At 31.9% G+C, this 15,572-nt stretch carries 14 protein-coding genes, 3 tRNA genes and 1 pseudogene; 10 read left to right on the top strand and 8 right to left on the bottom strand.

All coding sequences use genetic code 11. The features are described 5' to 3' along the window. Positions 1–229: 229 nt before the first annotated feature. The 5 genes and pseudogenes from ACNQGB_RS13840 (at position 230) to ACNQGB_RS13820 (ending at position 7,236) form a co-directional block, all read left to right on the top strand. A complete protein-coding gene (locus ACNQGB_RS13840; protein WP_417944603.1) occupies positions 230–391 on the top strand; it encodes a hypothetical protein in 162 nt (53 codons plus the stop codon). 169 nt (positions 392–560) lie between these two features. After that, positions 561–1,226 (top strand): annotated as a pseudogene (locus ACNQGB_RS13835) (TolC family protein); the annotation flags it as partial. A gap of 451 nt (positions 1,227–1,677) precedes the next feature. Further along, complete coding sequence (drt3a, locus tag ACNQGB_RS13830; protein WP_417944602.1) at positions 1,678–3,141, top strand: antiviral reverse transcriptase Drt3a; 1,464 nt, start codon at positions 1,678–1,680, stop codon at positions 3,139–3,141. Next, positions 3,134–5,299 (top strand): antiviral reverse transcriptase Drt3b, encoded by a 2,166-nt coding sequence (gene drt3b, locus ACNQGB_RS13825; protein ID WP_417944601.1) that lies wholly within the window; start codon positions 3,134–3,136, stop codon positions 5,297–5,299. Before drt3a ends, drt3b begins: the two co-directional genes overlap by 8 nt. Before the next feature lie 806 nt (positions 5,300–6,105). Continuing rightward, on the top strand, positions 6,106–7,236 hold the full coding sequence (locus ACNQGB_RS13820) for a DUF418 domain-containing protein (RefSeq protein WP_417944600.1): 1,131 nt from the start codon (positions 6,106–6,108) through the stop codon (positions 7,234–7,236). A 250-nt stretch (positions 7,237–7,486) separates the two neighbouring features. Here the strand turns inward: ACNQGB_RS13820 and ACNQGB_RS13815 are convergent. The 3 genes from ACNQGB_RS13815 to ACNQGB_RS13805 all read right to left on the bottom strand — a co-directional run bounded on the left by ACNQGB_RS13815 (position 7,487) and on the right by ACNQGB_RS13805 (position 7,796). Next, positions 7,487–7,569, bottom strand: a tRNA-Leu gene (locus ACNQGB_RS13815). Positions 7,570–7,611: 42 nt separating this feature from the next. Beyond that, positions 7,612–7,684, bottom strand: a tRNA-Lys gene (locus tag ACNQGB_RS13810). Positions 7,685–7,723: 39 nt separating this feature from the next. Beyond that, positions 7,724–7,796 (bottom strand) — tRNA-Lys (locus ACNQGB_RS13805). Between the two features lie 127 nt (positions 7,797–7,923). On the opposite strand from ACNQGB_RS13805, the gene ACNQGB_RS13800 reads away from it, so the two are divergent. Then, positions 7,924–8,442, top strand: a complete 519-nt coding sequence (locus ACNQGB_RS13800; protein ID WP_417944599.1) for a shikimate kinase — start codon at positions 7,924–7,926, stop codon at positions 8,440–8,442. Here ACNQGB_RS13800 and ACNQGB_RS13795 read toward each other — a convergent pair. Both ACNQGB_RS13795 and ACNQGB_RS13790 read right to left on the bottom strand, forming a co-directional pair. Beyond that, positions 8,434–8,934, bottom strand: coding sequence for a phosphoribosyltransferase family protein (locus tag ACNQGB_RS13795; protein WP_417944598.1), 501 nt, complete (start codon positions 8,932–8,934; stop codon positions 8,434–8,436). The genes ACNQGB_RS13800 and ACNQGB_RS13795 overlap by 9 nt on opposite strands. A gap of 97 nt (positions 8,935–9,031) precedes the next feature. Next, on the bottom strand, positions 9,032–9,418 hold the full coding sequence (locus tag ACNQGB_RS13790) for an RNA-binding S4 domain-containing protein (RefSeq protein WP_309759964.1): 387 nt from the start codon (positions 9,416–9,418) through the stop codon (positions 9,032–9,034). Between the two features lie 79 nt (positions 9,419–9,497). On the opposite strand from ACNQGB_RS13790, the gene ACNQGB_RS13785 reads away from it, so the two are divergent. Continuing rightward, complete coding sequence (locus tag ACNQGB_RS13785; RefSeq protein WP_417944597.1) at positions 9,498–10,640, top strand: FKBP-type peptidyl-prolyl cis-trans isomerase; 1,143 nt, start codon at positions 9,498–9,500, stop codon at positions 10,638–10,640. A 66-nt stretch (positions 10,641–10,706) separates the two neighbouring features. Here ACNQGB_RS13785 and ACNQGB_RS13780 read toward each other — a convergent pair whose 3' ends face one another. Continuing rightward, on the bottom strand, positions 10,707–11,660 hold the full coding sequence (locus ACNQGB_RS13780) for a transketolase family protein (protein ID WP_417944596.1): 954 nt from the start codon (positions 11,658–11,660) through the stop codon (positions 10,707–10,709). Between the two features lie 110 nt (positions 11,661–11,770). Continuing rightward, positions 11,771–12,622, bottom strand: a complete 852-nt coding sequence (locus ACNQGB_RS13775) for a transketolase (protein WP_417944595.1) — start codon at positions 12,620–12,622, stop codon at positions 11,771–11,773. A 149-nt stretch (positions 12,623–12,771) separates the two neighbouring features. Here ACNQGB_RS13775 and ACNQGB_RS13770 point away from each other — a divergent pair, with 149 nt between their 5' ends. The 3 genes from ACNQGB_RS13770 (at position 12,772) to ACNQGB_RS13760 (ending at position 15,062) form a co-directional block, all read left to right on the top strand. Then, positions 12,772–13,350 (top strand): Crp/Fnr family transcriptional regulator, encoded by a 579-nt coding sequence (locus tag ACNQGB_RS13770; protein ID WP_417944594.1) that lies wholly within the window; start codon positions 12,772–12,774, stop codon positions 13,348–13,350. A gap of 94 nt (positions 13,351–13,444) precedes the next feature. Beyond that, entirely contained in the window at positions 13,445–13,957 is a 513-nt protein-coding gene (locus ACNQGB_RS13765) for a hypothetical protein (RefSeq protein ID WP_417944593.1), read from the top strand. A 10-nt stretch (positions 13,958–13,967) separates the two neighbouring features. Further along, positions 13,968–15,062, top strand: coding sequence for an alkene reductase (locus ACNQGB_RS13760; protein ID WP_417944592.1), 1,095 nt, complete (start codon positions 13,968–13,970; stop codon positions 15,060–15,062). 124 nt (positions 15,063–15,186) lie between these two features. On the opposite strand, the gene ACNQGB_RS13755 is transcribed toward ACNQGB_RS13760, so the two are convergent. Beyond that, a complete protein-coding gene (locus ACNQGB_RS13755) occupies positions 15,187–15,459 on the bottom strand; it encodes a rhodanese-like domain-containing protein (protein ID WP_417944670.1) in 273 nt (90 codons plus the stop codon). Between the last annotated feature and the right edge of the window lie 113 nt (positions 15,460–15,572).

Below are 15,572 nucleotides of genomic sequence, written 5' to 3'. Positions count from 1 at the left end.
TGCTTTTTATTGCCAATTATTTAACTGTATTAAAAATAAAGATTTACATCGTCGAGATTCATTTTAAAAGTATTCAAGTAATACTCTTTTCGCTTTTGGAATAGGGATAAAGGGAGTGTAATAATAGTGGTAAACATCACTAAATGTAGGTATTGTATGAGTCTTTTATTACAGTTAAATTTGCATAAAATAATTTCTTTTTATTTATCGAATTAAAATAAGATCTTACATGAAAAATGAAGTACAACAGCGATACAAATTTCAAGTATTGGCAAAAAAAGCCGATAAGAGATTTTTTTATATTGGCGCTTTTATCTTGTCGTCTGTTTCTGTTTCAACAGTAATCTTGATAGTTTTACTTTTATCAAATACGTTAGACAAATATTCTTAAAATTTGTAATTTAAAAGCTATTTAGAAACATTCATAAGCTTACTATTTTTGTTAAAGTCAAACTTTTTATAATCTTGAAAAGTGAATCTAATTTTATTTATTTCTGCCTAGTTTGATAGGTAAGCGATAAATAAATTATCGAGAGCGTTTATAAAATGATAGTATGAATAATACTATCAACTTTTTACTTGGACAATATCCGTGGGAAATTAAACGAGACAGTGTTGTTTTTGATGCTGGGTTGCCAGCCATAGTTCAAGCGGGTGTTCCTGCTCAATTGCTTGCTAATCGTCCGGATATCAAACAAGCTTAATCAGAATTAGAAGCTGCTAAACTGGATGTAAAAACGGCTCGCGCTGAGTTTTATCCGTCCTTAGATATTACAGCTGCAGTAGGTTTTAACGCTTTTAAACCAAATTATTTGTTTAAAATGCCAGAGTCTGTGTTGTATTCTTTAGTGGGAGATGTAGTCGCTCCTTTGATTAATAGAAATGCGCTCAAAGCCGAGTATAGCGCTGCTAATGCGAGACAAATACAGGCGTTGTATAATTACGAACGTACGATTTTGAATGCGTATTTAGAAGTTTCTAGTCAGTTGTCTAAAATTAATAACTTAGAAAAAAGCTATGATCTAAAATCCCAACATGTAGCCGCGTTAAACCGTTTTATTGATGTGGCAGGTGATTTGTTCAAGTCAGCCAGAGTAGATTATTTTGAGGTATTGATGACACAGCGCGACGCCTTAGAATCAAAACTCGAATTAATCGAAACTAAAAAAGCCCAACTGAACGCCGTTGTTCATGTATACCGTGATTTAGGAGGCGGGTGGAAATAAGAGTTAGGATAAAAACCGAAACTGTGTAGCAATTCGAGTAGTGCGCACAGTTAAGATAAAATCCATTCAAAGTTATAAATCGTGAATTAGAACCTGTATTTGGGTTTTAATTCACGATTTTTTTTTCAGGTTTGAAATGTATTGTTGTTAAGTGTATGATAAAGGGAAATTTCAAGTTGATACATTTTTCTATAAGCAGTGGTAAGACTTTGTAGTTTAAGTTGAGAAAACAGTTTGGGTTATTTTAATTACAAAAACAGGTAGTTATACGCTGTTTTTGTAGTTTGTTTTTATTATTTTTGAGAAATACCTTATGGAAAATAAAATACGAGAGAATTATACCTAATTTCTCTTGAGAATGTAAGAAGTTTGTGGAGTGGGTAGAAGAGGAGTGAGGAGTTGGGTGGGTTATTTAGGGGGCTAATATTAGGTAATATAAAAGATATTTAAAATGCTAGATCAATCGTTTTCAGGTGCAAATTTTAATCTAATTTTTTTAAAAGAAAATAGAAAAGGAAATATAAAACAAAGACACTTAAATCAAGCATATTTTGATAAACATGATGAATTTAATACTGTTTTAAATGAAAAAGTAGTTTTAAAAAAAACTAGAACACTTTCAATTGAAGAATTAGATTCTTATGCAGAAAAGCTTGAAGCTATAAACAAAGCTAAAGAAGAAATTAGAAACAACTTGTTTTCTGAATATGCTACTATTGTAAACAATGAAAAAACTCCATTTTGTTTTGAAATTAAATATGATAAACAAAACAAAATTTACACAACAAAAAAAGATGGAGTTCATTTTTTTGCAATTAAACAATTACAACATAATTTAAATAAAACTTTCAAAGTAATTCAGGCTGACAGGAACAAGATAATAAAACAAACTTATAATTTAATTTCTGATGGTTTTCCTAAGGTTGTCATCCGTACAGATATATATAAATTTTACGAATCAATTTCTCAAAATAGACTTTTTGAAAAATTAGAAAATAATACTTTACTTTCTCCTCTTTCAAAAAAACTTTTAAAAAGGCTTTTTTATGAATTTGAAAGAATTAAAGATACATCAATAATGCAACCCAAAAAGGGTATACCAAGAGGTTTTGGTGTAAGTGCTTTTCTTTCGGAACTATATATGAGAGATATTGATAATGAAATCAAATCTTTACCTGATGTTATTTATTACGCAAGATATGTTGATGATATTATCGTAATATTTTCACCTAAAACTAAAAGTCAAGTACTGGATTATAAAGCTGAAATCACTAAAATAATTAATGATGAAAAATTAGAGATTAATAATAATTTAGGAGGAAGAAAGGATAAAACACAAATCATAAATTTAATGGAAAAACCATTAATGAGAAATGAAAAATTGACTTTCCTCGGATACGAAATTCATGTTAGGAAAAAATTAGATACAAAAATTGAATTGTCACAAGAAAAAATAAAAAGATACATTGAAAGGATAAAATCATCTATAGAAACTTATAACAAAGATTCTAAATTTAATGAAAAAATTGCAAGAAGAATTCTCTTTGATAGATTAAAATTCTTAACGGGTAATTATCATCTAAATCATAATAAAAAAAACATAAAATCGGGTGTTTTATATTCAAATGAAATGCTTGAACTGAATAAAAAAAAGATAAGATTTGATAGTTTATATATTTTAAAGCAAAGAATGTATGCTGAAATAAAAAAAATTAATCCACCTATAAAAATTGGCATTGAGAAAAATTTGCTTGTTGAATTTATTAAGAATAAATTTTGTTTTGAAAAAGGATTTAATGAAAAACATTTTTACTCTTTTAGGTTTAATTTAAAAGAACAAATTTATTATAATAAAAAGTTTAAAAGGGTAACAAATAAATTTGAAGTAATTAAATCAATTTGGAAAGATGAGTAAGAAGAAAAAATATATTCAATACCCTAAAGAGAGAGCAATACTATCTGATGTATTGCCCTATGAGATTCCTATTACTTTTTCAAACAGGTATCTATATCGATTTTTGGTTGAGAATAATATTAGACTAGAGGATGAGGAAATAAAGTTTGACGAAAATTTTATAGGTGATGATTTAATAGCTTTTAAAGAAATTTTAAAAATATTATTTCATCATGAATATGATAATAATAAGGATTTTAAATTTAGAAAAATTCCTTTCACATATAGAATAACGCATAAAGAGAAAGATTTTAGGGAATTAGCATTAATACATCCAATCAATCAACTAAAGTTGATTAAATTCTACGAAGACTTTAAAGAATCTGTTTTGTATTCATGTTCAATTAGTAATTTCAGTGTTAGAAAACCAGTTGAAATTGCAAAATTTAGTTTTTTTAATGATAAATTACATCAATTAAATAAAGGTGATAAAAATGATTTTTTAGAATTAAATGGTAGAGAATATGAAAATTTAAAAACCTTTTTTTCTTATAAAAAATATACAAATATTTATAAGTTTTATGAAGACTACAGATATCATCGAGCTGAAAAAAAATACAACTTTCTTTTTAAGTTTGATATATCAAAATGTTTTGATAGCATTTATACGCATTCGATATCTTGGGCTGTTTTAGGTTTGGATACTGTAAAAGAAAATGTTGATGCATCCAAGAAAAATTTTTCTGGAATATTTGATAGGTTCATACAATACTCAAATTATGGTGAAACAAATGGTATTTTAATTGGCCCCGAATTTTCTCGAATTTTTGCTGAAATCATTCTACAAAGGATTGACAAAACTGTTGAAGAAAAAATTTTAAAATTAAATGGGAGTAGAAATAAAACCGATTATGAATTGTATAGATACGTAGATGACTATTTTTTATTCTGCGATGATGATTTATTAAAAGAGGAAATTTTTAAAATATTCAAACACGAGTTGAAAGAGTATAAATTGTCTATTAATAATTCTAAAACTATTGAATATAAAAAGCCAATTATTACAGAAATTACAATTGCTAAAGAAAAAATAAATAAATTATTTTCAGAAAGTCCAAGATTTTCAATTAAGGAATTAGACCAAAAAGAAAGTATAATTGATGAGAATAAAGAGGACATTGAAATACTAAATCATAAGTTTTCATTTTACTTTAATCCCGATAATTTAATAACTCAGTATAAAATTTTAATTAAAGAATCATCTGTTGATTACAAAGATGTTTTGAATTATAGCTTGGCTCTTTTAAATAATATTATTGAAAAGAATCTTGTACATTTTGAAGAAGTATATCTTACATATAAAATTAAAATACATTCAGGAGAAATAAGTGATGTAAAAGAAATAAATAAATTAGACAAAGTTGAGGATTCATTGACCTCACACATTGTAAATTTTATTGATTTTGTTTTTTTTATTTATTCAGTTTCACCAAGAGTAAACTCTACTATCAAAACATGTCATATTTTATCTAAAATACTTGTTTTTTATAAACTAAAGCGGAAATCTGATAAAGAGTTTATTCTAAGCACTAATAATAGAAATAGAATTTTTAAAAAGATACTTGATGAATCAAGTCTAATAATTAAAAAGAACTCAATTAATGAATATGCTCAGATTGAAACGCTATATCTTTTGACTGTAATTAGGGAATTAGGTAAAGAGTTTAGACTTCCTGAAGTTATATTAGAGAAATTTATAGATCATGACAATGAGAAGAATGAAATTCCAGATTGTCAATTAAATTATTTTTCAATAATCGTATTATTATTCTATTTTGGTCATTCAAAAAAATATCCAAAAATTAAGGTTGCTTTAAAAAAATATATTGAAAAATATATAAAAAGTTTCCCTGTTGAAAAAAGAAGTAAATCTTCTGAATTAACTCATCTAATGCTTGATTTAATTGCTTGTCCATTTCTTTCAAAACAAAATAAAAGAAAGTTTTTTGCAATATACAAGGACAGTAAAAATTTTAATGAATCAAAAAAGAATTTTGAAACTTTAGACGGAATATTAAATTTTCAAAAAAGGTATATGAAATATGGGTTTACTAAATGGGAAAGGTTTAATTTAGCAAAAGAACTAGAATATAAAAAAAGTCAAGAGGTTTACTCTTAAAAATATTGTCAACACCGATCTCCAGTTTGAATGTTTTATATTTCAATCTAGAATTTAAGAATGATTTATTATTTTTAAATTCACACACTTGTAGTTGATAGCACTCTGTAAAAGAGGAAAACTTAAGCAACCTGAGGAGATGTAGGTTGCTTTTTTTATTTTACATTTATGAATATAATTTCATGAAAAATGAACTACAAAATATCATTTCAGGAAAGAGCCAAGTTAGGCATGGAGATGCTATCCAAGCGTTCTTAATTTACCTTAGAAGATGCAAGAGCACTAGTTTTACGTTTAATTCAAGCAAGCAAATCAAACTTTAAGAAGTAAAAGTTATAAAACAATATTGTAACCAAAATAATTTTTGGAATACAATTATTAATGTCAATTCTTTTGGTTCCATTTGTGCTTAGTAAAATGTGTATCTTCATCAGGAGGAGTTTATCGTTTTTAAACTCAATTATTCATTTGTTTTAATCCAGATTAAGGAATCATTCTAGAAGATTTACACGACGAAAATGTACTGCTTTTGAAGGTAATTTGTATTTTAATTAAACTAAACCGTTTTCTAAATTACAGAATAGTTTTATCAATGACCATCCAAGACCTCCGCACCTTAAACGGCATCATCTTCGAAGTAATCTCAGGAAGTAAATCTTTTGGGTTAAACACGCCAAGCTCTAACATCAATATAAAAGGTATGTATTATTTACGGCGAAATGAGTTTTACGGGTTAAATTACAGGAACTAGGTGGCGAAACTAAAGACAATTTACAAATTAAAAAGTTACATAGAATTTAAAAACAATGATGCAAAAAGAACAAAGAGTCGAAATTATTGATATGCTCAGAGGTTGGGCACTTTTAATAGTAGTTATTTCAAATTATTTATATTATGCTTACAGCCCAGAATGGACAATACATGGAGAGGGAATTATAGCAACAGTAATAAATGGAGTAGAATCCATACTTTTTTCAGCTAAAGGATGGACTTTGCTTTTTACTCTTTTTGGTTTTGGTTTTGGAGTCATTTATGCTAAAAATAAGGGAAAAACTTATTTTTTTATTATTCGCCGCATGTTGGTTTTATTTGTATTCGCCTTTATAAACAGTCTGTTTTATGATGGTGATATTTTACGAGATTATGCTTTTTTAGGCTTGCTTATTTTGTTTTTTATTCATTTTTCTGCTAAAACATTATTGTACATAGCTGGTGTATTGTTTTTATTTGCTCCTTTACTAACAGCTTACATAAATACTGTTGATACTACATATGTTACTACATTAACGAATAGTATTGCGCCTTTACGATATAGTACACAATTGCTACAGGTTTTTAAATACAATATTTTGAATTCATTTTACACTGAAGTTCTTAATTTGGTCTATTCTGTAACAGCGCATTATGTCATGTTTACGTGTATGATTTTAGGATTGGCGATACAAAAGAGTAAGTTCTTGGAAACTGTTTTTGCAAGGAAAAATCAAATAAAAAAATCCTTATTTTCATTAGTAAGTATCACTATCGTTTTATGGGGAGTTTCTTTACTTTCTATGATGTACAAACTGCCTTATTTAAAGCATTTCTCATTTCATTATTGGATCGTTTTAACAACTATGCTTTCTACGAGTTTGTTTATTATACTGCTGTATACAAATCAAAAATTAAAAAAAACACTTAAAGCATTTTCATGGGTTGGCAGAATGACTTTTACGAATTATCTAACCCAAAATTTAATTGCTTTTTTCGTATTTCAGGGAGTTGGTTTAGGATTGTTTCATCATATGCCTTTCTATTTTTACTTTTTGTTTGCAATCGCTATTTATTTACTTCAAATCGGATTTAGTTATTGGTGGTTAAAAAATCATGTGTACGGACCTCTAGAATGGCTTTGGAGGCAATTAAGTGATACAAAGAATGATGTTTTTATGAAATAAATTTAACACTATTCAATGACCATTCAAGACTTAATCCTAGTTACAGTCCTTTAAGATAACAAACTAACTTATGCTAAGTCAAAAACAAAACAAACCATGGACTACAGCTTTGGTAAGCGATAAAAAAACGAATTGGATATCGAGCTAAAAACAGCGCATAAAAAAAACGCTCCACTAGGAAAGCGTTTTTAAAATGTGTAGCAGATGTGTAGCAAAATTAATGTTAAGTCAATGATTGCGCTGCTATCTGTGACCACGGCGGGATTTGAACCCGCACGCCCTTGCGAGCACCAGCCCCTCAAGCTGGCAAGTCTACCGTTTCTCCACGTGGCCTAAAAAAATAAAAGGCCAAGTAATAAATTACTCGACCTTTTGTGACCCGACTGGGGCTCGAACCCAGGACCCCATCATTAAAAGTGATGTGCTCTACCAACTGAGCTATCGAGTCAATGCTTTCAAGAAAATTATGTGTTGATCACTTAAATTGTGACCCGACTGGGGCTCGAACCCAGGACCCCATCATTAAAAGTGATGTGCTCTACCAACTGAGCTATCGAGTCATTTTCTTTCCTTGAACGCGGGTGCAAATATAAGGACTTATTTTGGAGTTTACCAAGCAATTTTATTATAAATTTGTCTTTTTTTAATTAAATCACTCAACACCTTAATTTGTAAGGTTTTATTCAGATGAAAAAAATTATATTGTTAGGATATATGGGTTGTGGGAAGTCTACAATTGCTGTAGCGTTGTCTACTAGTATCGGAATTCCGTTCGTAGATCTCGATAAAGAAATTGAAGCAAAAGTAGGATTGTCTATCGATGCTATTTTTAAAAAGCACGGTGAAATATATTTTAGAAAGCTTGAACACGAAGTTTTTATCAACTTATTGAATAATTCAAAGCAACTAATTATTGGTTTAGGTGGCGGAACTCCATGTTATGCGAATAATCATGAGTTGCTAAAAGGCACTAATGTAGTATCCGTATATCTGAAAGCTTCCATTGATACACTTTTTCATCGTTTAAATCACAACAAAAGCAAACGCCCTCTGATTGCGGATAAAAACGAAGGCGAAATGAAAGAGTTTATAGCCAAGCACCTTTTTGATCGAAGTTTTTATTACAATCAAGCTCAATATAAAGTTGTGGTAGATGACAAAACAATTAAGCAAACAGTACTTGATATTGTTGCGATTTTAACTTAGATAAGCATAATTGGTGTCGTTTTCGTCAAAAACTACTTGTACATGTTCATACAATGAGGTAGAAAGAGAAATTCCTTTGAAGTCAGCTTTTACGGGATATTTTTTATGGTTGCGATCTACTAACACTGCTGTTTTAAACTTTTTTAAAGGAACGTCTATAAAATGCCTTACTGCATATATTAAGGTTGTACCAGAATTTAGTACATCATCTACAAGAACCAATCCTTTATTAGCATATTCGTCTTTTGATAAAGAGGTGTGAATGGGTAATTCAGGATGTTGTTTGTTAATTTGTACTTCGCAAAGCGAAACTTTGATGGTAGAGATAACTTCTAAACTCGCAGCTATTTTTTTTGCAAATATAAAACCGTTAGTTGCAATTCCTGCAATGACAATTTCTTGCTCGTCTACAAAGGTTTCGTAGATTTGATAGGCTATTCGTTTTATGGTATGTTCAATTTCTTGATTAGTCAAAATTATATTCTTGCTCATGGTTTTTTGTTTTGTTGGAGGGTTGAAGCGGCTATTTCAAATAGTTGAAGAACGGGGATTTTAGAGGAACTTTAAACCTAAATTTATAGTGTCTAAATCAATCTTCTTCGTCTACTATGATTTCATTTCCAAATTCATCGATATCTCTCCTGTCTTTTTTCGTTGGTCTACCGGTGCCATTTTTTCGGTAATGTTCTTTGGATAATTTTAGTAATTCTAAATGCTGATACGCTTCTGCTGGAGTATCATTTCTTCTATAAATATCTACTAATTTAGCTGCAACACGATTATCTGGGACATCTAGAACAGTAATGATTTGCGTAATTTGATCTTTACGAAAAGTGATTTTATCTGTTGCAAATACCTCTTTAGAAGGTTTGGCGACTTGGCCATTTACTGTAACGTGGTTTTTTTTACAGGCTTCAGTAACCATGTTTCTGGTTTTGTAATACCGCACGCACCATAAGTATTTATCTATTCTCATAAAATTTCTAAAATCGGAGTTAAATAGTTTACAAAAAGCAATCAATATTGTATCTTGCACACTTAAAAAATTAGCTATAATGAACAAATTTAAGTATTATTTTATTTTATCAATTACAACTTTATCTTTATTTTCATGTTCTAAAGATGATGCCACTGCTGAAATAACTCCACCTAGAGATTTTGCAGTGCAATATGCTACTGATTTAACTGATATTGAAGAATATTTAAAAACATATTCCATAACCGTTGTCAATCATCCGGGTTTTGCAGATGATCAAGACGTTACTTTTAAGAAAATCGCAACTGGAGGAACTGAACCTTCTATTTATTCTTATTTAAATAGCGCTACTTTTCCAAAACTTTTAAGTAAGGAGGTAAAACTTCATGATATCAGTTATAAATTGTACTATTTAGTATTACGCGAAGGAGTAGGGCAACAGCCTACCAACGTTGATGGTGTACTTACTGCATACAGAGGAGAGTACTTATCACGAACTAAAGTTGCTGATGTAGAGACCTTGGGGACTACTTTCTTTGAAGAAAGTAAAAATCCACAGCAGTTTTTTAATCTACCTTCAACAATAGTAGGTTGGGGTGAATCTTTTCCAAAATTTAAAGGAGGTACGTATTCATCTAATTCTAATGGAACCGTTTCATATAGAGATTTTGGTGCTGGTGTCTTTTTCATACCATCAGGTTTAGGTTATTTTTCTCAAGGTAAAGACGGTATTCCAGCGTATGCGCCTTTAATTTTCAGTATCAAATTATATGAAATCAATAGAGTAGATTCAGATGGTGATGGAATACTAAATTTTCAAGAAGATTTAAATAATGATGGATACATATATAATTATAGCAATAAAGTAAATTACCCAACGTTTCCTGCAGATAATATTCGTTATGCTGATGATTCGGATAAAGACGGAATACCAAATGCTTTAGACACTGATGACGATGGAGATGGCTACAGTACTAAAATTGAAACAAAATATGTTAATCCACTAGATCCACAAAAGGTAGTTCATTATTATCCTTTTAATGGAGCCGCAGTTGATGATGATGCAACTCGTTTTGTAGACGAAAGTCAAGGTATTCCTAGACGATTTACTGGCGTGGCTAATCCACCATCAACATTGCCAACTCCGGTTAAAAGTGATTTTACAGATGCAAATAGACTTAGGAGACATCTTGATGAAACGACTTATCCTCCTTATGAATAATATAAATATGTAAAAATAAAAAACCCGTTCGAACGGGTTTTTTATTTTTAGAAAATAGAAATGGAATTATTTTCTTTTCATTACTCTTTCTACAGCTTCAACAATCGCTTGATTGTTCAATTTGTATTTATCCATTAATTGTTCTGGTGTTCCAGATTCTCCGAAACTGTCATTTACTGCTACAAACTCTTGTGGAGCTGGACTGTTTAATGCCAAAACTCTTGAAACGCTTTCGCCAAGACCACCCAAAATATTATGCTCTTCAGCTGTAACGATACATTTTGTTTTTGCTAATGATTTTAATATGGCTTCTTCATCCAATGGTTTGATGGTGTGAATGTTGATCACTTCAGCAGAAATTCCTTGTTGCTCTAAAGCTTCAGCAGCTACTAAAGCTTCCCAAACCAAATGTCCTGTTGCAACAATCGTAACATCAGATCCCTCCGTTAAAACAATAGCTTTTCCTATAACGAAAGGTTCGTCAGCGGGCATAAAGTTAGGCACTACTGGACGGCCAAAACGCAAGTAAGCAGGACCATGATGATCTGCTAGTGCTAAAGTAGCTGCTTTGGTTTGGTTGTAATCACACGTATTAATTACGGTCATTCCTGGTAACATTTTCATCAAACCGATGTCTTCCAGGATTTGGTGTGTGGCACCATCTTCACCTAAAGTTAATCCAGCGTGAGAAGCACAAATTCTCACATTTTTTTCAGAGTACGCTACAGATTGACGAATTTGATCGTATACTCTTCCTGTAGAAAAGTTAGCAAAAGTTCCTGTAAAAGGAATTTTCCCTCCAATAGTTAATCCTGCTGCAATTCCAATCATGTTTGCTTCTGCAATTCCAATTTGGAAAAAACGCTCTGGATGGTTTTTTTTGAAATCATCAAATTTCAAAGAGCCAATTAAATCGGCACAAAGTGCAACTACATTTTCGTTTTTTTGACCCAATTCCGTCATTCCCGCTCCAAAACCCGAGCGTGTATCTTTACTTCCTGTATTTGTATATTTTTTCATTTTCCTCCCCCAACCCCTCCAAAGGAGGGGAGCTCCTATTGGGGTAAATAGGGTTTTATATTTTTATTTAACAATTTTGTAGCTGTTCCTCCCCTTCGGGGAGGCTAGGATTAATAGTCTCTTTCGGCTTCAGTATAGTTTTGACCCAAAGCAATTTCAAGTTGCGTGTCATTAGGCGCTTTACCGTGCCATGCGTGACTGTACATCATAAAATCGACACCATTACCCATTTCTGTGTGCAACAATACACATACTGGTTTTCCTTTTCCAGTTCTTGATTTTGCATCGTTCATTCCAGCAATAATAGCTTCGATATTGTTTCCTTTTTCGATTTCGAGAACATCCCAGTCAAAAGCTTCAAATTTAGCACGGATACTTCCCATAGCTAAAACTTCGTCTGTAGAACCGTCAATTTGTTTCCCGTTCAAATCGATTGTAGCAATAAGATTGTCTACTTTTTTGGCAGAGGCATACATAATTGCTTCCCAGTTTTGACCTTCTTGCAACTCACCATCTCCGTGAAGCGTGTAAATGATATGCTTGTCACCATTTAGTTTTTTAGCTTGTGCTGCACCAATTCCTACAGATAATCCTTGACCAAGTGAACCGGAGGCAATGCGCACTCCTGGCAAACTATCATGCGTTGTTGGATGTCCTTGTAATCTAGAATTAATCAAACGGAAAGTCGCTAATTCAGCTACTGGAAAGTAACCGCTTCTCGCTAAAACACTGTAAAAAACAGGAGAAATATGCCCGTTTGAAAGGAAGAAAAGGTCTTCTCCAATTCCGTCCATTTCAAATCCTTCTTTGCGGTCCATTATATTTTGGTATAATACGACAAGAAATTCTGCACAACCTAACGAACCACCTGGGTGACCTGAGTTGACTGCATGTACCATTCGAAGAATATCTCTTCTAACTTGGATTGTTAAATCGTTTAATTGTTGTGTGTTCGGTTTCATTTGTGTGTTAAAATTAGACTCGGCAAAGATAAACAGTTATTTTGATTTTAGATAGTTCCGTTTTTAGATTTATCATTAGTTATAAAGGGTATCCTTTTTTGTGAAATACTATTTTTTTGTACTAATAAGGTAATTACTATCTTGCGATCATGTTTGAACAATTATTCAAGAGTATTCGAGAAAAAGTAGCATTGACTCCGACTGAAATGGAGCTGTGCAAGACTTTTTTTATTCCTAAAAAGCTACGTAAAAAGCAAACATTGCTTCAAGAAGGTGATGTTTGTATCTATAATGCATTTGTCGAAAAAGGGATTTTACGCTCTTTTTCTATAGATGAGAAAGGAAATGAACACATTGTACAATTTGCAATTGAAGGTTGGTGGATTACTGATTTAGCTAGTTTTCTAACCAACAGCAACTCTATTTACACCATAGAAGCGCTTGAAGATTCAGAATTGCTGTTGCTCACCACCGAAGCAAGAGAGGCATTGATGGATCAAATTCCAATGTTTGAACGCTACCAACGCTTACTATTGCAAAATGCTTACATTGCAAATCAAGCCCGAATTAATTCGGCATTGACCGAAACGGCCGAAGATAAATACCTTAATTTAGGAAAAGCATATCCCGGAATTGTAAAACGGGTACCCCAACACATGCTTGCTTCCTACCTTGGACTTACCCCCGAAACTCTGAGTAGAGTTCGCAAACAAATTAGCAAAAAATAGTAGAATTCTTTGATGTAGATCAATGGTATTTCTTGCGCTACATCAACACTCTCTTGGGTATCGTTATTTATTTTTGTACTGTAAAATAAAGGCAATGACCAATAGAAAAACAGTCGCAATACTAGGTGTTTCCAATAGCAATGCAATTCTTTTAGCAACACATCTTGCCCGAGCGCATGCTGTTCTGCTTTTTGATACGGATCAAAAGTTGCTTTCACGTATTTATGCACAGCTACTTTTAGAAAACCCAAATGCACAAGTTGAACCGATGCGTTGTCCAACCAATGCAAGTTGGGAAGCTGATATTATTGTGGTTTCTGATAATGCTTTAGCAAATGAACCGCTAACACAGCAAATCAGGAAGGTGTCTACAGGCAAAATCGTCCTTATTCTTGAAAGTATAACCGATGAGAAAAATAAGAATTCGTATTTTGAAGTACTATTTCCTTTTTCTAAAATTATATATTGCTGTGAAGGCAAAGCAGATGCAATGGCAACTCTTTCTCTAAAAGGAAATGATGTTCAGGCTTTGGCAACTTTTATTACTTTTTTTACCACTATTGGTTTAAAAATCAATGTTATATTTCCAAGTACAATTAACTCTTAACAAAAAAGAAATGAGTAAATCAATTTTATTTCAATCCTATACTCTGGGGACTCGTAGTTTAAAGAACCGCATGGTAATGGCACCCATGACACGAAGCCACTCTAACAATAAAGGAAATGTTCCTACAGCATTAACGGCTCAATATTATGAACAAAGAGCCACTGCAGGTTTAATTGTGACCGAAGGTACTTTTGTGAGTACAAAAGCAGTAGGTTTTATTAATGTTCCAGGAATTTATAGCGAAGCTCAAACCGAAGGTTGGAAATTAGTAACTAAAGCCGTTCATGATAAAGGCGGAGCTATTTTTTCCCAATTGTGGCATACGGGCCGCTTGTCTCATCCTGATTTGCATGATGGCGAATTACCACACGCTCCTTCAGCACTGAATCCATTTGCAAAAGCGTACACAAATGATGGTTTTGTAGATACCGTTGTTCCTAAAGAGATGACTATTGAAGACATTAAACAAACGGTCTTAGATTTTAAAAACGGAGCAAAAAATGCTATAGCTGCAGGTTTTGATGGAGTCGAATTGCATGCGGCCAATGGGTATTTATTGCATCAATTTTTTAATGGGTATTCCAACCATCGATCTGATACTTATGGTGGATCAATAGAGAACAAAGCGCGTATTTTATTTGATATTTTAGATGCTTTTGATGGCGTCATTGATTATGCTAAGGTTGGTGTTAGACTAAATCCTTCACTACACAATGCACAAGGAATGATGCTAGACGAGCAGACAATTCCCACCCACGAATACATTATAAACAGACTGAATGATTATGGATTAGCGTATATTCATTTAACGGAGCCTTTCACAGATGTATCTGAAGTACCTTTTGCTGTTACTGAAGTAGCGAAACATTTCAGACCTTTTTACAAAGGAACTTTAATCATTAATAAAAGTTTTAATAAAGAAACAGGTATTAAGGTTATTGAAGACGGGTATGCTGACTTGGTTGCGTATGGCGTTCCCTTTATTGCAAATCCTGATTTAGTAGCTCGTTATGAAACCGATGCGCCTTTGAACACACCCGATCAAAGTACATTTTACACAGATACGGTAAAAGGATATACAGATTATCCAGCTTTGAATGGCTAAGTAGTTTTATACTTTAAAAATTTAATTACTACGCATCAATATAGTATAAGAAAGCCCGCAAGTAGCGGGCTTTTGCATTGTATAATTTTATAGAAAGTAATGATTGATTCAGCTGTTATTAAGTTTATAACTCAGCTTGTGCTTGTAAATAATTTACATCCAGCCAAGAACCGCCATTATAACATTCAATTCCGTGCGCAGTGAGGAAAATCTGCGCTTGTTCACTTCTATTTCCTGAGGCGCAACACAATATAAAAGGTGTTTCGAGTTCGTGAATTTCTTGCATTCGATGCTGAATTTCTTGAAGCGGAATGTTAAATGATCCAGCAACATGACCTCCTATAAATTCTGCATAAGAGCGCACATCAATTAGAGTTCCTCTTTTTTCTTTAAGTATTGTGTAGGTTCAATTTATAAGTGCAACAGATATATTAAAAACACTTGGAGTTAGCCCCCAAGTGTTTAAGGTCAAAAGCCTAAATTTGTCTTGCATGAAAAAATATAAACAAT

Source organism: Flavobacterium frigidum, assembly GCF_048286795.2.
This window is presented reverse-complemented; position numbering and strand designations above follow the sequence as displayed.